Annotated in this window: 15 protein-coding genes and 3 pseudogenes; 10 read left to right on the top strand and 8 right to left on the bottom strand. The window is 63.6% G+C overall.

Features of this window, described 5'->3' with window-relative positions; translation table 11 throughout:
- Window positions 1-487 precede the first annotated feature (487 nt).
- The 3 genes from GFS60_RS37780 (at window position 488) to GFS60_RS40630 (ending at window position 2,375) form a co-directional block, all read left to right on the top strand.
- The gene (locus tag GFS60_RS37780; RefSeq protein WP_159929804.1) at window positions 488-823 is read left to right on the top strand and encodes a hypothetical protein; all 336 of its coding nucleotides are present in this window, start codon (window positions 488-490) and stop codon (window positions 821-823) included.
- 239 nt (window positions 824-1,062) lie between these two features.
- A complete protein-coding gene (locus GFS60_RS37775) occupies window positions 1,063-1,431 on the top strand; it encodes a BlaI/MecI/CopY family transcriptional regulator (protein ID WP_159929802.1) in 369 nt (122 codons plus the stop codon).
- A gap of 41 nt (window positions 1,432-1,472) precedes the next feature.
- Window positions 1,473-2,375: a M56 family metallopeptidase gene (locus GFS60_RS40630; protein ID WP_442972247.1), complete on the top strand. Its 903-nt coding sequence runs from the start codon at window positions 1,473-1,475 to the stop codon at window positions 2,373-2,375.
- Between the two features lie 42 nt (window positions 2,376-2,417).
- Here GFS60_RS40630 and GFS60_RS37765 read toward each other — a convergent pair whose 3' ends face one another.
- Window positions 2,418-2,561, bottom strand: a complete 144-nt coding sequence (locus tag GFS60_RS37765; RefSeq protein WP_159929798.1) for a hypothetical protein — start codon at window positions 2,559-2,561, stop codon at window positions 2,418-2,420.
- Window positions 2,562-2,819: 258 nt separating this feature from the next.
- On the opposite strand from GFS60_RS37765, the gene GFS60_RS37760 reads away from it, so the two are divergent.
- Entirely contained in the window at window positions 2,820-3,329 is a 510-nt protein-coding gene (locus tag GFS60_RS37760; protein WP_328799873.1) for a rhodanese-like domain-containing protein, read from the top strand.
- A 421-nt stretch (window positions 3,330-3,750) separates the two neighbouring features.
- On the opposite strand, the pseudogene GFS60_RS37755 reads toward GFS60_RS37760, so the two are convergent.
- The 3 genes and pseudogenes from GFS60_RS37755 to GFS60_RS37745 all read right to left on the bottom strand — a co-directional run bounded on the left by GFS60_RS37755 (window position 3,751) and on the right by GFS60_RS37745 (window position 7,195).
- Window positions 3,751-5,157 (bottom strand): annotated as a pseudogene (locus tag GFS60_RS37755) (NADH-quinone oxidoreductase subunit N).
- A 22-nt stretch (window positions 5,158-5,179) separates the two neighbouring features.
- Window positions 5,180-6,672, bottom strand: a pseudogene (locus GFS60_RS37750) (complex I subunit 4 family protein).
- A gap of 25 nt (window positions 6,673-6,697) precedes the next feature.
- The gene (locus GFS60_RS37745) at window positions 6,698-7,195 is read right to left on the bottom strand and encodes a hypothetical protein (RefSeq protein ID WP_159929794.1); all 498 of its coding nucleotides are present in this window, start codon (window positions 7,193-7,195) and stop codon (window positions 6,698-6,700) included.
- Window positions 7,196-7,650: 455 nt separating this feature from the next.
- On the opposite strand from GFS60_RS37745, the gene GFS60_RS40085 reads away from it, so the two are divergent.
- Window positions 7,651-7,782, top strand: a complete 132-nt coding sequence (locus tag GFS60_RS40085) for a hypothetical protein (protein WP_268962684.1) — start codon at window positions 7,651-7,653, stop codon at window positions 7,780-7,782.
- Here the strand turns inward: GFS60_RS40085 and GFS60_RS37740 are convergent.
- Window positions 7,773-9,689, bottom strand: coding sequence for a copper resistance CopC/CopD family protein (locus GFS60_RS37740; protein WP_159929792.1), 1,917 nt, complete (start codon window positions 9,687-9,689; stop codon window positions 7,773-7,775). The genes GFS60_RS40085 and GFS60_RS37740 overlap by 10 nt on opposite strands.
- A gap of 122 nt (window positions 9,690-9,811) precedes the next feature.
- Window positions 9,812-10,027: a heavy-metal-associated domain-containing protein gene (locus GFS60_RS37735; protein WP_159929790.1), complete on the bottom strand. Its 216-nt coding sequence runs from the start codon at window positions 10,025-10,027 to the stop codon at window positions 9,812-9,814.
- Window positions 10,028-10,547: 520 nt separating this feature from the next.
- On the opposite strand from GFS60_RS37735, the gene GFS60_RS37730 reads away from it, so the two are divergent.
- The 4 genes from GFS60_RS37730 to GFS60_RS37715 all read left to right on the top strand — a co-directional run bounded on the left by GFS60_RS37730 (window position 10,548) and on the right by GFS60_RS37715 (window position 14,984).
- The gene (locus tag GFS60_RS37730; protein WP_159929788.1) at window positions 10,548-10,928 is read left to right on the top strand and encodes a BlaI/MecI/CopY family transcriptional regulator; all 381 of its coding nucleotides are present in this window, start codon (window positions 10,548-10,550) and stop codon (window positions 10,926-10,928) included.
- Entirely contained in the window at window positions 10,925-11,884 is a 960-nt protein-coding gene (locus GFS60_RS37725) for a M56 family metallopeptidase (protein WP_159929786.1), read from the top strand. Before GFS60_RS37730 ends, GFS60_RS37725 begins: the two co-directional genes overlap by 4 nt.
- Window positions 11,885-12,323: 439 nt before the next feature.
- On the top strand, window positions 12,324-13,643 hold the full coding sequence (locus GFS60_RS37720) for a hypothetical protein (protein WP_442972245.1): 1,320 nt from the start codon (window positions 12,324-12,326) through the stop codon (window positions 13,641-13,643).
- A 531-nt stretch (window positions 13,644-14,174) separates the two neighbouring features.
- Entirely contained in the window at window positions 14,175-14,984 is an 810-nt protein-coding gene (locus tag GFS60_RS37715) for a DUF3105 domain-containing protein (RefSeq protein ID WP_405132634.1), read from the top strand.
- A 437-nt stretch (window positions 14,985-15,421) separates the two neighbouring features.
- Here the strand turns inward: GFS60_RS37715 and ctaD (GFS60_RS37710) are convergent, their stop codons facing one another.
- A complete protein-coding gene (ctaD, locus tag GFS60_RS37710) occupies window positions 15,422-17,188 on the bottom strand; it encodes an aa3-type cytochrome oxidase subunit I (protein ID WP_159929782.1) in 1,767 nt (588 codons plus the stop codon).
- A 205-nt stretch (window positions 17,189-17,393) separates the two neighbouring features.
- Between ctaD (GFS60_RS37710) and GFS60_RS37705 the strand changes: the two are divergent.
- Window positions 17,394-17,996: pseudogene (locus GFS60_RS37705) on the top strand (SulP family inorganic anion transporter); the annotation flags it as partial.
- Here GFS60_RS37705 and ctaD (GFS60_RS37700) read toward each other — a convergent pair.
- Window positions 17,930-19,717 (bottom strand): aa3-type cytochrome oxidase subunit I, encoded by a 1,788-nt coding sequence (gene ctaD / locus GFS60_RS37700; protein WP_159929780.1) that lies wholly within the window; start codon window positions 19,715-19,717, stop codon window positions 17,930-17,932. The pseudogene GFS60_RS37705 and the gene ctaD (GFS60_RS37700) overlap by 67 nt on opposite strands.
- Window positions 19,718-21,025 lie beyond the last annotated feature (1,308 nt).

Here is a 21,025-nt window from a genome sequence, read left to right as displayed (position 1 = left end):
ATCAGGGCTGATCGCACAGTGGTGCGATGACGGCACCTCTCAGATCGGATCCGCGTCCGACGCCTGTAGCGTGTATTGGGGTACAACGTCGACCTTCTGTTCAAGCGACCCGGACTTTTTTCCCTACGTACTGAAACAGCAAGTTTGTCCTGGTGACAGACCTGATCCGACATGGTGGCTGGTGATCAGTGCCCTCGATAGGCCTGCCGCTGTTTCCGCGGCCCTCGCCGATGGTTCACGAGTTCCAGTTCATCGGCTCGGGCCATTGATTTTGTGTGAATGGGAAAGCACCCCGCAGCGACTCATTGTGAGCATCGACGCGGTGGCACATGTCGTCGAGCCTTTCCGTCCCTCATCAAAGGGGCCGGCGCCGTTCCCATACGAGCCATCCGATCCAGGCGGGGACCGCCCCGGCCCGGGGCGTGGCCACATTCCGCCGGATCGGCGACGCGGACCCGCACGCAACCGAGTCGATATGCAAGACATGATGACGGACGGGCGGGGCGGGTTTCTGGCCAACTACCCGTTCGCTGATCTGTCGATGTTGGGGTGGCGATTCGTATGCTTCGCTCCACCGGAAACGCCGCCTGGAGTCGGAATCGGTACCCGAAGAGCGCTCTTCGTCGACGACGACAATCGGACGATGACCTTCGACGTGGACCGGCACGGGCGGATGCACGATCACGCCACCTACGCTGCTGGCGGTGACATCATCATGATTGCCGACTCCCCGCACGCAGCACTGCTCCTCGCTGCCAGTCCGTTGACCGCGCATCCAAATGCCCTGCTGGAGATTCGCGGCGTCACGGAGTCACAAATTTGAGGCGCGGGCGCGGGAAGGCCTTACGGCGGCGGGAGGGATCGTCACCTCGGCGTCAGCCAGCGTGCACGACACGCCTCATCGGCGCCTGCAATGATCGCCCAGTCGGAAGGGGACGAGTCCCCAAACGTCATCTGAGCCGGATCCACCCCGATGCAATGAGGGTTCGCCGGCCGCCGCGGCAGCGGAACGTTCCGCTCTGGACGGATGCGGCGACTAAGGTGGTCACGGCAGGAGGAAGAATGCAGGGTTTGGGTGAGCTAGAGGCTCTCGTTATGGACGTCTTGTGGCGTTCCAGCGACGCTTTGCGGGTGCGTGACGTGATCGATGGGCTCGATGACGAACGAGAGCCTGCTTACACGACGGTGATGACGGTGCTCGACAATCTTTATCGCAAGGATTGGGTCCATCGGGAACGTGTCGGTCGGGCGTATCGCTACCAGGCGACTCGCAGTCGCGAAGACGCGGCGGCTGGTGCATTGCGTTCATTGCTCGATTCGACCGGCGACCCTACTGGCGTGCTCCTTCACTTTGCGCGGGGTACGTCCGACAATGAATCGAAGATCCTCGCCCGTGGGCTGCGCGAGCGAGGAAAAAAGAAGAAGAAGTGACAGCTCTTCTGCTGTGGGCCGCAGGCGGGTTGATTGTGGCCATGATCGCGCCACGTCTTCTGTCGACCGCAATTCGTCGAGGTGTCGATTCCCAGGTCGCGCTCGTCACTTGGGGAGCACTTGTGTTCGGCACTCTCATGAGCATTGTCGTTCCGGTGTCGCTGAGCCTTGTCCCCAGTCACGGGGGTGCGTCTTCGATCGCTGACGTCGTCCACCAGTGCTGGCTCAAGCTCCATAATGACGCGCCTGCGGCAGTCGAAACCACGATCGGTGCGCTCGGCATCTTGGTGCTGGTCACTGCAGCTGGGCGGTGGACAATTCATCTCACACGATCGATACGTGAGCGTCGTGTACTCCATCAAACACATATCGGCCTTGTTCGTATCCTCGACGGCACGGCGGCGACGGCTTCGACGCTGTGGTTACCGTTTGACAAACCGCTTGCCTACAGCGTGGCAGGGCGGCCGTCACTTGTGGTGGTGAGCAGTGGATTGCGGTCGCATCTGGATCCCGCTGCTGTGGCCGCGGTACTGGCCCATGAGCGTGCGCACATTCGTGGCCGTCACCATCTGCTTGTGGGTTTCGCCGAGTCCATGGCCTTTGCTTTGCCGTGGCTGCCGATCATGCGGACTTCGCCGGCGCTGGTTCGTCTACTCGTAGAGATCGAGGCGGATGCATCCGCGGCTCGTTCGCATGGCCGGGATTCGGTGTGCCGAGCACTCAGAAACCTGCAGTCGCATTCGGTTCCGGCGCAAGCATTGGGGATTGCCTGCGACGGGACGGAATTGCGTCTCGACCGACTCTCGTGCCATCCGTACCGTCACGGCGCCCCGGTCCGCCTGGTACGGGCTCTGTTGGCGAGCGGCACCGCGATCGCTCTGCCAGCTGTGCCCGTTGCCGGTCTACTCGGAGCTATGGCCTTGGTTTCGTGCTTGCTGCTGTAGCTGTGCGGGTATCGCTTCCGGAGGGTGGGCGATGCTTCGTGATCAGGCCGTGCGGGCCCTGATCATGGCGAAGCCGGCGAACGACACTGCAGCGGCCATGGGGTAGCCCAGCACGACGTCTTCCCAGCCGGTAGTCGAAAGGAATTCCAGACGACCCCGGTGGGCGATGAGGTGGGCCGACCCCATCAGAATTCCGGCTGCTAGGGTCAGCCATCCCCAGGTTCGGAGGCGCCGCGCCCGACGATCAGCATCTGTGTATGGCGCTTCCCTGCGACTTCCTGGATGCGCGCTATCTGCCACAACATATCCTCCTCGTACCACGATACCCAACTACTATGTTGCATAGTATGTGGGGAGTATGTGCGAAAAGTTCAATCCCGTAGGGCGGTATCCACAACAGCACGGATGCGTCCGACCTGACGCGGCGAAGGAGGCGATTGGGACATGCGGTCGTCGGTGCCCTTACTGGGACTGCCACCACCCGGCTCTGCGCGCGTGCCCTGTCGGTCCGGCAGGGGGATGCTCCCGATCGATGTAGGTGCTTCCTTTGTGACGTTGTTGATCATGGTATTGCTGGTTGTCGTCGGCTGCGGGTCCGGGCCCCCGACCGGCGCGACGGCTGACCAAGGGCCGGCCGTCCGACAAGTTGGAGTTTCCGAGTTCGCCGACGCAGTCGCAGCTGCCGACGTGTTCGTCATCAATGTCCACACCCCGGACGAGGGATCGATCGCTGGCACGGATGTGTGGATACCTTTTGACCAGCTAAGCCAGCGCGCTACCGAACTGCCCGGTGATCGGAGTACACCGATCGCCCTCTACTGCATGACCGGACGCATGAGTGCAGTCGCAGCCGGAACCCTCACGTCGATGGGGTACTCGAACCTCATCGAGTTGAGCGGCGGGATGAAGGCATGGACAGCGGCCGGCCGTGCACTGCAACCTCCGGGTTCCTAGGAAACGGTTTCCGGCCATCCGTCCCCACGCGTATCTTGTGTCTCCCGGGCCGCGACTGTGGAGCGGCGCGGGACTGAGCGGACTTCCCTGGCAAGACCGCGGACGGTGCACCCAACTACTAACGGTCTTAGTAGGCGCTGGTAGAGTGCCCGCGGAATGAGAGGACACTTTCCCAAGGATGGCCGATCGGAGGAGGCGGATCTGTTGACTCAGACACCCATCTACGACAAACTCATGCACACTCTGCGGGTGGGTCATCCAGTGTCCGATCTAGACCTGCGGGATTCCCCTATCGACGCGGACCCGAAGCCGGGTCGATCGCCGAACCGACCGAGCGTATTGCAGCAGAACCGTAGGACTAGTGATTCGGTGCCGAGGCACGCCCGGAAGGACAGTCGATAGATAGGCGCCGTGTAGAGGGTCAGCGTGCGGCCAGCGGCCCACCGAATACGTCGAGAATTGGTCCCGAGAGAACTCCGAGTAACACCGATACCGCGGCAAGGGCGCAGACCGCCGTACGCTGCGGTCGGCCGGGTGTTTCGGAGATATCCGGGCCGCCTCCCAGCGCGGGCACGATCCACCTCAGGTAATAGAACAAACTTGCCACTGTGTTTACCGCGGCCAGTACCCCCAGCCAGCCGAGACCAGCGTCGAAGGCAGCAGTGAAGAACGTGAGCTTCCTGCGAATACACCCGTAGGGGGAGTGCCGACAAGCCCGAGCAGGCACACCACCAGGCTGACGGCGAGCCAGGGGTATCTACGTAGTAGACCCCGGTAGTCGCTCAGTATCTTCAGTTGCGGCAGGGCGCAGACCACCGCGAACGCGCCGAGGTTCGTGACCGCATAGGCCGCAAGGTAGAGCAAGACGCTGGGCAAGGCGAGATCGCTGCGCCCCGCGGCCGCCACCGCGATGAGTAGATAGCCGACCTGACTAATTGTCGAATAAGCGAGCAGTCGCCTGACGTTCGTCTGGAAGAACGCCGCGAAATTGCCGAGAGTCATCGTGGCGGCCGCGATCACGGCGATCAGCAGAGGCCAATTCAACTCGGTGCCATCGAGGAGTGTGGCCGCTAGCCGGTAGGTCGCTACCACCGCACCGACCTTGGGCACTGTGGTGACGAACGCAGCGACGGCTGGGCGCGCACCCTCTGTCACGTCGGGCACCGAAATGGGTCGGTACCGCGCCGGCCTTGAACAGCAGACCGGCCAGTAGCGCGACTGCCCCGATCGCAAATGCGCCCTGCGGCGCAGCGGACGCAGTCTCCGCGAGGGCGTGGTACGCGGTGGCGCCGCCGATCCCGAACACGATGGTTGCGCCGAACAGCATCGTTGTGCCGAACAGTGCACCGAGGAGGTAGTACTTCATGGTCGCTTCGGTCCCGGCGGGATCTTTTGCGAAACCGGTGAGCGCGTACAACGGAACACTGGCAAGCAGGTATGCGCCGACGAGGAGCATCAGGTCGCTGGTCCCGGAGAGCAGGACAGCGCCGAGACCCCCAAGCAGGAGCAGGACCACGAACTCGGATTCCCGTGTGTTGTTTCGGGTCTCGGGGGCCGAGAGCGCGAGGACCACCAGCACCGACACCGTGACGATGATGCGCGTCGCATTGGTCGCCGAGTCGATGGCGTAGCTGGCGTCGAACACCGTCGTCGGATCCTTGCCCCAGACCGTCAAGGTGGCCACCAATGCGGACAGGACACCAACGGCGGCGAACGCTCGGACAACCCATTGGAGGTTTCGAGGCAGGAATGAGCCGAGGAGCAAACCCGCGACTGCGAACGCCGCGAGAAGCGCTTCGGGCAGCAAGAGGAGGAGTTCTGTGCCCATCCCTCCGGTCATCTCGCCCATGTCAGCGATCCAGCAGAAGGAGAAGGGCGCGGGAGGCCGGTTCGATCACATCGAGTAGGAAGCGCGGAAAGAGGCCGATGATTACCGACGCAGCGATGAGCGGCAGGATCGAGGCAGCCTCGGGGGCTGTGAAGTCTGCAGCCGAACCGACGCGAGCGGGACCGAGGAAGATGCGTTGATAGGCGCGCAGAAACAGTGCTGCGGTGATCAGGATGCCACTGAACGCCAGAACCGTGGCGACCGGTGCGGCGCCGAGGGAACCGGTGAAAATTTGGAATTCGGCGATGAATCCCGAGAATCCGGGAAGTCCGAGTGAGGCGAACGCCGCCAGTGCGGTGGCCGCAGCGAACACGGGTGTCAGCGCAGCCAGGCCGCCGTACGAGGTGATGTCATACGTTCCGCCTCTTTCGTAGAGGACACCAGCAAGCAAGAACAGTGCCGCGGTGATCAAGCCGTGACTGACCATCTGCGTGACGGCGCCCGTGACGGCAAGTTGACGAGCCTGCTCGTCGGAGCGACCTACGAGGCCGGCAGCCCCCACCGCGAGCACGATATACCCCATATGGTTGACCGACGTGTAGGCGATCATCCGCTTGAAATTCGACTGTGCCAGTGCCACAAGGGCACCGTACAAAACGCTTACCACACCGACGATCACGATCACGAGCGCAAACCGTGTCCATTGCTCCGGCAGCATGGGCATCGCGATCCGCACGAAACCGTAAGTTCCCATCTTCAACAGCACTCCGGCAAGAATCGCCGACCCGGCAGCGGGAGCCTCGGTATGAGCGGGCGGCAGCCACGTATGAAAGGGCACGGTCGGTGTCTTGATCGCGAGACCGATGAAAATCGCAAACAACGCCAGGACCCCGAGAGTCCCCGTCCCCGCCAACGGATTCTGTTGCGTCAACTCGACCATATCGAAGGTATGGGGAGATGCTGCCAGATACAGCACGATGAATCCGACGAGCAGAGCGAATGATCCGATGAAGGTGTACAGGAAAACTGAAGCGCCGCACGTCTGGCGCCGGAGTGGCCCCACCCATTGATCACGAAATACATGCCGACGATCGACAGATCGAAAAAGACAAAGAACAGCACTAGATCGAGCGAGACGAACACACCCAAACACACAGTCTCGAGGAAGAGGAACAATGCGGCGTACGAGCGCACACGCTGGGTATCACGAAAGGAGTAGATCGCACAGGCGAGAAACAGGACGGTCGTCATTGCGATCAGCGGCAGGCTGAGACCGTCCACGCCGATGTGATAGTCCGAACCGACACTGGGTATCCACGGCACCCGTACTTCGAAGGCGAAGTCGCCGCCGCGAATCTGCAATTGGCCGTAGCGGACCCACATGCCTACGACCAAACTCACCTCGACGGTAGTGACTACCACCCACAGCCGACGAACGGTGGCGTCGGTCGCGAAAGGAAAGGCCATCAAGGTGGCGGCCATCGCTGCGGGCAGAAATACCAGAACGCTGAGCACGCTCACCCTCTCTCGTTGTCGGACGTCACCCGAGCGCCAGCATCAGTGTCGCGAGGACCACAAGCCCGATGACAGCCTGCGCGTAGTACTGATGCAGCTGACCGGTCTGAGGCCGGCGAGCCAGGTGACCGGATCGCCGTGCGCCCCGGACTATTGCGCGGACTGCCGCATCTACAGCCCATTCGGCCCGGTTGATCGCTGTCCGTGCAGCCGTCATCCCGACAGAGGCGATTGCGTCGACGGTGCCGGCGACGACCCGGTCATCGAATCGCGCGAGGAGCGCAGCCGATCGCAACACCGGCGTCGCGATAACAACCCGCGCCAACTTTTCGAGGCCGAACCAACCGGCGAGGAGGTCGAACGAGCGCAGGTCGCCTCTGTGATGGACGACCACTGCGCCCCCGACCACCACGAGAACTGCGATCGTCCCCGAGATTGCGAGCTCCGCCGCAGTGGGCCCGGGACCGGCGGCCACCGACGGTATGTCGCCGGCGAAGGCGGTCCAGGCGGGTGGCAGCGCCACCGCCCCGAGCACGGGCGCCGATAGCGAGCGCTACGAGTGGTAGTCGTTGAAGACGCGTCACCTTCCGTGTACCGACTTCTGTCTTCCCGGCCGACTCGGACTCTGTGGACTTCGGAAGCCATACCAATGCCAGCGCCCGCCCGGCGTAGACGGCGCTGAGTAGTGCAGCCCCCAACCCCGCCGCATACAGCGCCCGCGCAGCCGCCGCGGTGAGCATCGCTTACTTCTCGTGTGTCCGGCCGATGCGTCGTGGCCGGTGCGCACGGGTCACGGATCCGGTATCGGTAAGCCGTCAGGTCACTGAACTCCGAGAGGAAGTAGGAATTCTCCGGGCGCAGGCTTTTTTGCGAAACGGTACGGCGGGCACCGCGACGTCGACACCACCCACCCAGGGCGATTCGATCCCACCTCCTGGAAGAGCGCCCCCACCGACGCCCGTCGCGAATCAACATGTCGTGTCGCCGCTGCGCGTTGTGCCGGCACTGCTGCTGGCCGCCGGCCTGACCGCGCTGGCGGATTCCGCGGCAGCAGCAGCGATGACGGCGATGATGCCTGGGCTGCGGCCGAGCGTGCACGCTCAGCGGTGATCGGAGTAAACGAATCGCCGGGTCACCAGATGTTTGGTGTCGGTCAGCGTTTCCTCGCTGATCCGCCCCTGATCGTCCAGGGTCAGGAGGACGTTCATCGACGCAGCCGGATAACCAAGCGCCAGCCGAACCGGCCCGTCACCTTGTGAGATCCGGACTGCAACCGGAGCGGTACCGGCAGCATACGGCTCCTGTTCCAGGAAGAACGCAGCGGAAAGATCCAACCGCTGAGGATCGGAGGTGCCGACGGACGTATCACTCGTCACCGCTTCATAGACGGTGATGTCGCCCGCTGCGCGCAGTAACTCCACCGCGCGAGCGAGATCATCCCCACCGGGCTTCGTCGGCCACGGAACCAACTCACTGACCGTTCCGCCCTCCCAGCCCGGCGCGTCAACTCGGAGGGTGAGCACATTGTCGCCATCGCCCCAACGAGCCGGCGCAACGAAACAGCCCTGACCGCATCCACCGAAATCTAATGTGCCACCACCGATTCCACTGGTGGCAAGTCGACCGGTAAGGGCGTACTCCTGGTCGGGTTCGGGCGCGTAGTAGTCACCGCGCCGGGGCGTGGAGAGCCGCACCACGACTTGACCTTCACTGGCGGCAACGCTCACGCCGACCTGCCCGGCCAACGTTCCGAGCGGAAGTAGCGGGCCGATCGGGACCGGTGGACCCGACTGCTGCGATCCACTGACCGGCGGAGTGGACACCAGGACGGCACTGGCTGCCAAGACCAGGATCAACATGGCGCTCTCGCCCCGAATCACCTTCCGCACCCTGGCAAATCGATCCGGGGCGCGATGCATCCGACGCGCCGCGAGCGCCAACCCGGATGCGCCGGCGACAAGCCCGAGCTTGACCAACAACACCCGACCATAAGTCGTCGACACCAGCGCGGACAGCGGAACGAGCAGCAACCCGGACACCACACCGGTGACGACCACGACGACAAACGTCCACCCCGCCAGCCGCGTGTAACCAGCCAGGACCCACTGAACGGCCGCACGTTCGTGCCGCCACACGACCACAGCACGCGCCGTCTGTAGCAGCGCCCCGACCCAGATTGCGGCAGCAGCAAGGTGGACACCGGTGAGCACCGCCCCCCAACCGGGTGCGGCCACATCCGCATGCGACCGCACCCCCTCGGCTGCCACGACCACCATCACCGCCGCAATAGCCCAGCGGCGGCGATCGACCACGATCAGGGCGAGGGCCAGCATCAACCCGGCCGCCTCCGCCAGCAGAACGCCGCCCGCCCCGCCCTGCCACAAGGCGCTCCCGGTACCGGCGCCGACGACAAGAGTGACGCCCAGTCCGACCACACCCACAAGCGCGATCAGCACCCCGCCCGCCACCGGTGACCGCGGCGCAGGCAGTGTCGGCTTCTCGGCTCGCGCCGTCGACGTGAATCGTTCGCCAATCAGGCCGCCGAGCGCGACCGCGAGCCCGGTAAACAACAGCCAGCGCAGCGCCACATCGAGCCACGACGTCGACTGGCCACCATTCCCCTCACCACCGCCGGTCAGGGCGAGACCGACCGCGAACCGAAAATCGTCTTCCACAAGGTCGCCGTCGCTGCCGGTCACCCGCCAGCGCACCGTATAAGTGCCCGCCGGGAGAGTTTCAGCGAGACGGGCCGAGACGAACTGCCCGTCCCGACCGGTGCTGGCGGCGCCGACCGGAACCTCGCGCCCAGCGTTGTCGAGCAGGACGACTGCACCAGGGCCGACGGTGACAGTCTCGTTGAACATCAAGGTGATCGACTGTGGCGAATCCGCGACCCCAGCTTCGGATCCAGGCTCGGTGAACAGGAGCGTCGGGTGGGCGCTCGCCAATCCGACGCTACCGAACGTAACGGCAGCCACAGCGAGAAGTACCACGACAGCGCGGACGGCTGCGGTCATCGCGGATTGGCTCCGACGTCCTGACGGCACGAACTGTGCTTCCGTCGGCGGGCGCAGCGTGCCGGTCTCCGTATCAACCCATCTGCAACCCGACCATCGGGGCCGACAGCGGCGAGCCGAAATCACGGCAGCAGGCAGGCGTGATTGCCCAGTGCGCTGGGGGTGGCGACGACGTCTTCGGGGCTGTTGCGGTTCGCGTCGAGCGCACCGACGCTGCTCCCCTGGGTGGTCCACGTAGGACGGAGACCGGGGAGGTCTTCAAGGTCGCGGTCGACGAGCATGGCGCAGCTGCCGCAGTGCATGCCTTCGACACGGAAGGAGGGTGTACTTGTGGCCATTGGAGCTTCCTGCTCGGTTCCGGGCGGATTTCCTGACTTTGCGGTTGAAATCGTGTCCAAGGACGCGAAGGCGCAGCACACACCGGCCGAGAGTTTCTTCACACACCGGCCGAGAGTTTCTTCGGTTCCGGGTCCGCCCACACCGTAGAGTGAGACTTCCTCCGCTACCTTCGGCCCGCCCCCATTTGGGGAGTGAGGTGGCCCGACCGTCGCATTCGTCCTCACCTCCCGGGATATACGGGCGGTCCCGCCCGGGAACGTTAGCCCGGCATCATCGTCGCGCACATCTCGCACATTTGTCCGATCATCATCATCTGACAATCCACCCAGGCCTGTATGTTCGCCATCATGTCCATAATGTCTCCTTCGATCGTGTGCCTCCGACTCATGCGTTCGGCTAATCTACTATTTACGTACGTAGATAGTAGAAGTCAAGTTGGGTAGCTCCACGTTGGCCCTGCCAGGGATTAGTTGATCAGCAGAGAAGTAACCTGTGAGGCGAGTGCAGCGGGAGGCAGCGATGCGTGTGCGTGGATTCGGGGAGCTCGAGGCGGTTGTGATGGACCGGCTGTGGAGTCGCGAAGGAACAGCGACGACGGTTCGCGAGATTTTCGATGAGCTCGCCGAACATCGTGAGATCGCCTACACCACAGTGATGTCGACGATGGACAACCTGCAACGCAAGGGTTGGCTCGCGCGGGAGCGCACAGGAAAGGCGTTCCGCTATTGGCCCACACTCACGCGGGAAGAGCACAGCGCTCGGCTGATGCGCGATGCCTTCGCCTCCGGTGGCAAGTCCGACGTCGTGCTGGCCCACTTCGTCGAGCAGATGAGCGACGAGGAGTCCGCCAGTCTGCGCTTGGTCCTGCGGCGACTGGCCGAAGCTGAGGATGCGGGATGAGCGTAGCGATGTGCCTGTTGCTGTACAGCGTCGTCGTGGCGGTGCTCGGCCCGCCGTTGCTCGTGCGGTCGACTCATGGCGGGATAGCGCCGCGACTCGGAGTCGCGACTTGGGTGGCGGCGCTCGCCAGTGTGGTGCTCTCGTGGGCTGCGGCTGCGGTGTTTCTTCTCCTCGAACTCGTGCGCACCTGGAACCAGCCGGGCTGGTCGGTGATCAACTCGTGTTTCTCCGGTTTGCGTGATCTCGTCAGTGGCCGGGCGGGTGTGGCCATACAGGTCGGGCTGCTAGTGCTAGCGGTATTGGCCGTGCTCGCAGTAATGGTGGTGGTTTGGCGTCTTGGGTGCCGTGTGCTTCGCATGCGTAGCCACACCCACGGTCATGCGCAGAGGGCCCGCATCATCGGTCGCCGCGTCGCCGGACTGGATGCGCTGATCGTCGAGGCCCCTGAACGGGCGGCGTACTGCGTTGCGGGCCGACCCCACGCCATCGTGGTTACCAGTGCCGCCATGGACGCGCTTGATGGACCACAGCTCGAGGCGGTTCTCGCTCACGAACGCGCACACCTGACCGGCCGGCACCATCAATTGCTCGCCGTCCTCCGGGGGCTCGCAGCAAGTCTCCCGCGGATGGCGTTGTTCACGATCGGCGCCGTCGAAGTCGCTCGGCTGCTGGAGATGTGCGCTGACGACGATGCCGTGCGTGCGCATGGCCCCCGGTCCTTGCTCGAAGGGCTGATCGCCCTGTCTGGAGCGGGTCCGATTCCGGGCGGCGCGCTGGCGGCCACCAGCATCGCCGTGCTGGATCGAGCAGGACGACTCGCTTCGCCGCCTCGGCCCGCCGAGCTTGCGCGGATGCGGACATTTATGACAGCAATAATCGTGCTCATGGCTGTCGGACCTGTGGTCACCGCGATGATGGCATCCACGGGGATGGTGATGTGCGGCCTGCCGGGGTGATCGCGCTCTGGCGTTACGGCTGAACCGGTGACCGCTGGGATTCATGCAGCGCGCTGGTTAGGCCACCCGCAATCCCGGGTTTCGCTAGTTGTAGCCACAATTGGTCAACCGCGATATGACCTTCGACCCACCCTTGGAGGTCACCTGCGCAAAGCTATAAGCCGCCTCCGACGTGCGGATTAGCTACTGTTCGACACGCTGCCCGACCTGACCTGGCATCAAAACACTGGCGGCGGCAAGCGTCCCTCACTTCGACGCACGGCCTTGCGAGCTGGAGGCCGGCCAGCCGGCGCTGCCGCGTTCGACTGCCCAGAAATAGCCCTCCACACCATCGGCCGGGACGTGCGCGATCACACCGACGGCACGCTCGGCGAGCTGCTGGTCGAAGTGCCGACACGAATCGGGGACTTTCGTTGGAGCTCCTGCGACAATGACCGGCATGACCTCGATTCAGGACGCTGCCATGTCCGATGTTGTCCTGCCGTTCGACCACATCGCGGTACGCGAACTCCTGTCACGCTGGCGTGAGGACCCGGGCGGGACATACCGCACCTGGTTTCTGTGGCCGGAGCGCGTGAAGAACTTCCGGTCTCTCCGTCGCGGAATTGAACAGATCAGCGCAGAAATCGAGGCCGATACCTTCGGGACAGCGTATCGCGGATCCTCATTGGAGACCGTCGTTCACGGCGTCGCCGAGCAGCGCCAGATATTCAAGGGCGCCGACCACGCATTCTTGTGGAAGCCCAAGCTTCGAATCCCCGACATCTACGAGGATCGCGGAAACCAGCTCGCTTTCGGACGGATGCTGGAGACGTGCAGGTGCTGCACCACCGAGGCGCAAGTACTTGCGGCCGTTCACGCGTTCGCTGACCGCGGCGTCAAAGGACTCGGTCCCGCCGCGGCGAATCTCCTGTACTTCCTGCATCCCACCCTCATGCCGCCGTTCAACACCGCGATCGTGAAGGGGTACAACGCGCTGACCGGAGGCAGAATCAAACTAGGCAAGTGGAACGAGTACATGTCCATGCGCGCCGGATTGCTGGCCGTCAACACCGCGTTCAGGGACCTATTGTCCAACGACCTCGGCGCCGTCGCCGGGATGCTGTTCGATATCGGCACCGGCCGATATCCCGCCCCGCCACTGCCAGGCGAGGACACGGCAGCCGCCCGGTCGGTGTGGCACGCAGAACTCGCCCGGGCCCGCGGCAACATCAAGGCAGACAAAGCCCAGGCCGCCGCCGACCAGCAGGACGTCACCCATACCCAGGTACAGGGGTGGCTGCGAGATCTTGGCCTGGCGCTCGGATTCGACGTGTGGATCGCGAGCAACGACCGCAGTAGGCCCTACGGCGACGGCCGCCTCGCCGACGGGTGCCTGGCGGTGCTCCCACCGCCGATCGCCAGCGGTCCGGCCGCCGATGCCATCAGACTCATCGACGTCCTGTGGCTGGAGTCGAATGGGTGCGTAACGGCGGCGTTCGAGGTCGAGCACAGCACCTCGATCTACTCCGGTATCGTGCGGATGCTCGACCTCGCCCTCTCCGGCGAGCCTGGCACTGTTCGCGGTCTATACCTGGTGGCGCCCGACTCTCGTGAGGACGAGGTACGTGCGCAACTGCGCCGCCCCGCGTTCAGCCGGGTCTCAGACCTTCACGTGCGGTACCTCCCCTACGGTGAACTCGACCGCAACCGGGAAGCCATCGCACGGTTCGGCCGCGGCCTCCACCCCATCGAACAGCTCGCCCGCAACTTGAACTGACGACATCCGCGTCCCCCAAGTTCAGCAGCCCCGGCCGGTCTCGCCACGCTGGTGACCGGTGAAACCAGCCCAGTGGCCTCGTCGGTGCTGGGTCAGCCACCCCGTGGTCCGCACGCGACCTTCCCCGCCCGCGGTGTCGCGCACCACACGGTCGCCGGCACCGATTGCTGGCCGGTGTTGACGCCGTGGTGCCGATGGAGCCACGAACCCCGGGTGCCACGGGCGGCCCGTACTTCGGCGGGCGTGAGCCCCAGCCAAAACGGTGTGCGCATCTGCAAACACAGCGCCCAAACTCTCGCTGCACTATGAAACTGAAACGTGAATGCCTTGCCCGCCGCGCCCAATCACCCCACGACCGTCAAGGTGGCAGCATGGCGAGTGCCGCTCGGCAGCGGTGCACCACTCTCGCGCCATCGTTGCTTCTTCGGTGGAAACTATCGGGGGACAGCAGGTTCCGTTTCGCGGAGGACCTAACTACTATTATGCATAGTAGTTAGGTAGGGTTCCGGGGAGGAAGAAACGGGTCTGTAGGTGACGAGAAAACGCAGCAAAGGAACCCGACCTCGGTCGAATGCCGGGACTCGGAATACCCGGAGCATCCCGTGGCTGATGATCGGCGCAGTGGTAGCCATCGTGGGGTTGATCGGAGCCATCGCTTACAACGTGGTGCCCAAGGCGCTCGAGAAGGCGGAGGCGCAACAGTATTCACCGAGCGCGGACAACCCGGACCCTTCCTCGGAAATCGGCGGGGTGACAAAGATCGAATACCCGGCCGGCAATCACATTCAGGCACCGCAACGGGTGGCCTATGACAAGAGTCCACCGTTCGGCGGTGCACACGATCAGTACTGGGCCACCTGCACCGGGGTCGTCTATCCCGAACCGATCCGCACCGAGAACGCCGTACATTCCCTCGAGCACGGTGCCGTCTGGGTGTCCTACAACCCGGACGGGATGAGCGGCGACGACATCGCCGCGCTTGCATCCACCGTCGACGGCGAACCGTACACCCTGATGTCGCCGTACCCCGGTCTCGATTCGCGGGTGTCCCTCCAATCGTGGGGTCACCAACTCAAACTCGACGATGTGAGAGACCAGCGGATAGCGCAGTTCATTGCGGCTTTGAGCCAGAACGCGAATACGTACCCGGAGCCGGGGGCGAGTTGCTCGACCGTGCAGGGAGGCTTCGACCAGGCCAACCCGCCACCGTTCGATCCCTCCGCGCCCGGGTCGGATGCGGTACCGGCTATCAACGAACAGTCGAAGTCAGCCCAACAGGGCGAGTCCGGCGGCCCGCTGCCGAGTTCACCGGGCGCGCCCGGTGAAGGTACCAATGGCTGACGCCGGCTTGGGCTGAGATGTAAACCGAAACCGGCGCAGGACAACGCACGCAGGCGCCGCGGCGGACCGAGAGCAGGACGTGGGATCGGTATGGGTCCTCGCCCTGCTTGCGGGCGCGTCCTTGTCGGTGTGTGGCAACAGGTGGCTCGATGGGGTTTCTGGCGTGCGGCACAACCTCGCTCGACTCCGTGGATGTTGGTTTTTCGCGCAGGATATTCGGTCCCTCACAGTCGGGCCGTGGAAGATGTCTGCGTGACACGAGGGTTCGCCGATGCGGAGTGTACGGACATGCTCCACGCGAGACCGTGAACCAGCCTGTATCTGTTCCTCTATGTGGCGTCCTCGACGGCGCGGCCTGTTCCGGGCGCCCTCGTCGCTGACGATGCGGCTCGTGACATTCGTGTTCGAGCACGACGCTGGTGTGCTTGCCGCCGTACCTAACCGGCGGTGGGGCCACCGGCTTCGGCGGAGCGGTGGGCGGTGTCGACTTCGGTCACCGTCTGTTGGTGGCCACTCGGACCGATGTGGGCTTCCGCACGCATGCGGTCCACCATGTGGGGGTAGTGCAGTTCGAACGCGGGGCGCTCGGAGCGGATGCGCGGCAGTTCGGTGAAGTTGTGCCGTGGGGGTGGGCAGCTCGTCGCCCACTCGAGGGAGTTGCCGAAGCCCCACGGGTCATCCACAGTGACGACCTCGCCGTAGCGGTAGCTCTTGAAGACGTTCCAGATGAACGGCAACACCGACGCACCGAGTACGAGGGACCCGATCGTCGAGATCGAATTGAGGACCGTGAATCCGTCCGAGGGCAGGTAGTCGGCGTAGCGACGCGGCATGCCCTCGGCGCCGAGCCAGTGCTGGACCAGGAACGTCATGTGGAAGCCGATGAACGTGGTCCAGAAGTGCCACTTGCCCAGACGCTCGTCCAGCAGGCGGCCGGTCATCTTCGGGAACCAAAAATAGATGCCGGCGTAGGTGGCGAACACGATGGTCCCGAACAGCACGTAATGGAAATGAGCGACGACAAAATAACTGTCGGTGACCTGGAAGTCCAGCGGCGGGCTGGCGAGGAGGACGCCCGTGAGACCACCGAAGAGGAACGTGATGAGGAAGCCGATCGAGAACAGCATCGGCGACTCGAACGTCAACTGCCCCTTCCACATGGTGCCGATCCAGTTGAAGATCTTCACACCCGTCGGCACGGCGATCAGGAAGGTCATGAACGAAAAGAAGGGCAACAGGACCGCGCCGGTGGCGTACATGTGGTGCGCCCACACCGCGATCGACAGGGCCGCGATCGCGAGCGTGGCGTAGACGAGGCCTCTGTACCCGAAGATCGGTTTGCGGGAAAAGACCGGGAAGATCTCGGTGACGATCCCGAAGAACGGCAGCGCGACGATGTATACCTCGGGGTGGCCGAAGAACCAGAACAGGTGCTGCCACAGCAGGGTGCCGCCGGTGGCCGGGTCGAAGATGTGGCCACCGAGGTGGCGGTCCACGAACAGGCCCATGAGTGCGGCGGTGAGGATGGGGAACGCCAACAGGATCAGGATGCTGGTGACGAAGATGTTCCAGGTGAAGATCGGCATGCGGAACATCGTCATGCCGGGGGCTCGCAGGCAGATCACGGTGGTAATCATGTTGACGCCACCGAGTATGGTGCCGAGGCCGGACAGCGCCAGCCCCATGATCCACAGATCGCCGCCGACCCCGGGTGAGTGCAGCGCACTCGTCAAGGGGGAGTAGCCGGTCCAGCCGAAATCCGCGGCGCCGCCCGGGGTGATGAAGCCAGCCATGACGATGGTGCCGCCGAACAGGAACGCCCAGTAACTGAACGCGTTGAGACGGGGAAACGCGACGTCGGGGGCGCCGATCTGCAGCGGCAGGATGTAGTTGGCGAACCCGAACACGATCGGCGTCGCGTACAGCAGCAGCATGATCGTGCCGTGCATCGTGAACAGCTGGTTGTACTGCTCGTTCGACAGGAACTGCAAACCTGGGAGTGCGAGCTCACTACGTATCAGCAGCGCCATCAGGCCGCCGGCGAGAAAAAATGCGAACGATGTGGTCAAGTACATGATCCCGAGAGCCTTCGGGTCAGTAGTTGTGATCACTCTGAAGACGAGCGCACCTTTGCGGGCCCGCCGGGGCGGGAAAGGCCGTGTGGCAGCAATTTCGGCACTTTTGCCAGGTACTGCAGTGGCCATCGCTCCTCCAGACCCTCATGCCCAGATGAGTCCTACAGGTACATGTTCGAATGTGCGAGTTACCGCTCCACCCCAAAGCGGAACTACTAAGCTGCATAGTAGTGTGGACGGTACGCCGTCGAACCCAGAATTACTACGGGTTTCGACGCAACAGCAAAACAACTGTTGTCAGCACAGATGGTCGTTGTCGATGAACTAGTCGATACGTTTCGGGTGGAAGGTGACGTGCGCGATCACGGTAGGTGCGGGGAGCTTGCAGATCCTCTTCGGTCTCAGCCGGATCGCGCGTTCCGCGTTGGCGATCTCGCAGATAGTGGTGCACGCCACGCTCGCCAGCATAGGGACCGCCATCGCTCTTCAGCAGGTGCATGTCCTGCTCGGTGGCAGCTCGCAAAGCTCCGCATGGATCAACCACACAGCGCTGCCGAGTCGGATCAGAACTGCCCATCTCGACGATATCTGTGTCGGCTCAGCTGTCATCGCGATTCTGTCGCGGACCCGGGGCACATCAGGGTGCACTAAACCCGGGATGGTTCGGGTTGATGATCGGCGCGCAGTAGTAGTCATCGTGGGGCTTATCCGAGCCGCAACCGACAACATTGTGCCGAGGGGCCTCGAGAAGGCAGAAGCGCAGTGGGTATTCACCGAGTGCGGGCAATCCGGACCGTTCCTCTGCTGGCTATCGCATTCCGGCACCGGTGCGGGTTTCCTACGACGAGAATCCACCGGCCGGCGAAGGCTCTATGTTTCGTCGATAGCGCGGTCAGTCCCGGGGGCGCCCTCGTCACCGACGGTGAGGGGCTCGTGACGTTCGTTTTCGAGCACGGCGCTGGTGTGGGTGCCGGGACCGGCGTGCGCCTCCGCCTTCATCCGCTCGACCATGTGCGGGTAGTGCAGCTCGAACGCGGGGCGCTCGGATCGGATGCGCGGCAGCTCGGTGAAGTTGTGCCGCGGCGGCGGACAGCTGGTGGCCCACTCGAGCGAGTTGCCGTAACCCCACGGGTCGTCGACGGTCACGACTTCGCCGTACCGGTAGCTCTTGAAGACGTTCCAGATGAACGGCACCGTCGAGGCACCGAGGACGAACGCGAAGATCGTCGAGAAGGTGTTCAGGAACGTGAACCCGTCCGAGGGCAGGTAGTCCGCGTACCGACGGGGCATGCCCTCCGCCCCGAGCCAGTGCTGGACGAGGAACGTGCCGTGGAAGCCGATGAACGTGGTCCAGAAGTGCCACTTGCCGAGGCGCTCGTCCATCATCCGGCCGGTCATCTTCGGGAACCAGAAATAGATGCCGGCGTAGGTGGCGAACACGACGGTGCCGAAGACCACGTAGTGGAAGTGCGCGACCACGAAGTAGGTATCGGTGACCTGGAAGTCGAGCGGCGGGCTGGCGAGGAGGACGCCCGTGAGACCACCGAACAGGAACGTGATGAGGAAGCCGATCGAGAACAGCATCGGCGACTCGAACGTCAACTGTCCCTTCCACATGGTGCCGATCCAGTTGAAGATCTTCACACCCGTCGGGACGGCGATCAGGAACGTCATGAAGGAGAAGAAGGGCAGCAGGACCGCGCCGGTGGCGTACATGTGGTGCGCCCACACCGCGATCGAGAGGGCGGCGATCGCGAGCGTGGCGTAGACCAGGCCGCTGTACCCGAAGATCGGTTTGCGGGAAAAGACCGGGAAGATCTCCGAGACGATGCCGAAGAACGGCAGCGCGATGATGTACACCTCGGGGTGGCCGAAGAACCAGAACAGGTGCTGCCACAACAACACTCCGCCGTTGGCCGGGTCGAAGATGTGGCCACCGAGGTGACGATCGGCGAACAGACCCATCAGCGCGGCGGTCAGCAGCGGGAAGGCCAGCAGAATCAGGATGCTGGTGATGAAGATATTCCAGGTGAAGATCGGCATCCGGAACATTGTCATGCCGGGAGCCCGCAGGCAGATCACGGTGGTGATCATGTTGACACCACCGAGGATGGTGCCGAGGCCGGAGAGGGCGAGGCCCATGATCCACAGGTCGGCGCCGACGCCCGGGGAGTGCAGTGCACTGGTCAGGGGCGTGTAGGCGGTCCAGCCGAAGTCCGCGGCACCGCCCGGGGTGATGAATCCCGCGGTGGCGATGATCGCACCGAACAGGTACAGCCAGTAGCTGAACGCGTTGAGGCGGGGGAACGCGACGTCGGGGGCGCCGATCTGCAGTGGCAGGATGTAGTTGGCGAATCCGAACACGATCGGCGTCGCGTACAGCAGCAGCATGATCGTGCCGTGCATCGTGAACAGCTGGTTGTACTGCTCGTTCGACAGGAACTGCATGCCCGGGACGGCGAGTTCGGCGCGGATCAGCATCGCCATCAGTCCACCGACCATGAAGAAACCGAACGAGGTTGTCAAGTACATGATCCCGAGCATCTTCGGGTCGGTGGTCGTCACCATTTTGAAGAGGAACGAGCCCTTCCGTCCCCGCCGCGACGGATAGGGGCGGGTGGCAGCTATTTCGGTCGGTTTGGGCACTACAGTAGCCATCGCTCCTCCGGACCCCACGTTCAGACGAGTCTTCTTTACGGGCACATGTTCGAATGTGCGAGTTGCCGCTCCACCTCAAAAGCGGAACTACTAAGCGGCATAGTAGTTTGGACGGTACGCCGTCGAACGCCGAATTGCTACGGTTTCGAGGTTGCAACCGCCGTCAGCAGTGGCTGGGGGGTGCCAAGTGTTCGGTCCTAGTGGCCGGCGCATTGAGTGATGGCTCCGGATTGCAAATGATCCTACCGCTATCGAGTATCTCGCCGGACTCTGGGCGCCTGGTGTGCTTGCATACCTGACTGGCGGGCGAGTTCATCGCGCGATCTCGTTGGTGAGCAGGCCTTCGTCGGGGACTCTCGCCGAGCGCTACGCGTGTTGTTCGAGGAACATGTGCTCGCCATCGACCAAAGGAAACGACGGGGGGAACTTCGGGCGGCGATGCGAGATGATCACCGCCGCTGAATGACTCACCCGTCGTGTCACGACCCCATCTGCAGCAGGGACGCTTTGGTGTGAATCTGTCACGCTACTCTACGTAGCAACCCATTCCCATGGGTGCCGACGCGGCCTGGCATCGAGCTGATCGGCTGACGCTCTGAGTCGAGGCCCCGGCCGAGGAAATGCCTCCCGGCCGGGGTTGATTGTGCGGGAAGAAACTTAGAGGGGAACTTCCTACTCGCTAGTAGGTGAGGGCACGCATGAACTGTAGGTGAACGTCCAGCGAAGGCGCAGTGACGCCACTCACTTTCTCTGCACTTCTCAGGTTGCATTAAGGAATAGGTGGTGGTTACGGGCGTGTATCGATGTCTTGGGGGATGTGGCCGGGCGTCACACGGCAGGTCGTCGGCCGAATCCTCCTCTCGCACTGCGAGCCCCGTCGGAGCCCTGCGCCGGGGTGAGTGCGGTGGATGATCGAACGGGGTACGAGCGCTGGGATTGAAGCTGACATTTCATTCGGGCGGCGGCATGCTTGGCGCAGGCCCTCTGTCTACGACGGTGCACTGCAGAACGAAGGAAGTGGCATGCCGAGTGCAGCGATACCCGATGGAGAGACGCCTGGCGGACAGCAGGCAGCGGCCATTCGTCGGCGGGTTCCTGGTTTCTGGTTGGCGGTTGCGGGTTTAGCGGCGGTGGGCGCAGCTGCGTACGGGATCGATGTTCTCACCTCGGTCGGCAAGCTGCCCCGCGGTGTAGTGGTAGCCGGTACAGAGCCACGTCGCTGGACTGCGCCGGGACGAGGCGTCGACGCGGCTCCGCATCGAACTCGCCGAACGCGCGGAGCGACCGATACGGATACACGCGGGTGAT

The organism is Rhodococcus sp. WAY2 (assembly GCF_009859915.1).
Lineage (GTDB): Bacteria > Actinomycetota > Actinomycetes > Mycobacteriales > Mycobacteriaceae > Rhodococcus_F > Rhodococcus_F oxybenzonivorans.
This window is presented reverse-complemented; position numbering and strand designations above follow the sequence as displayed.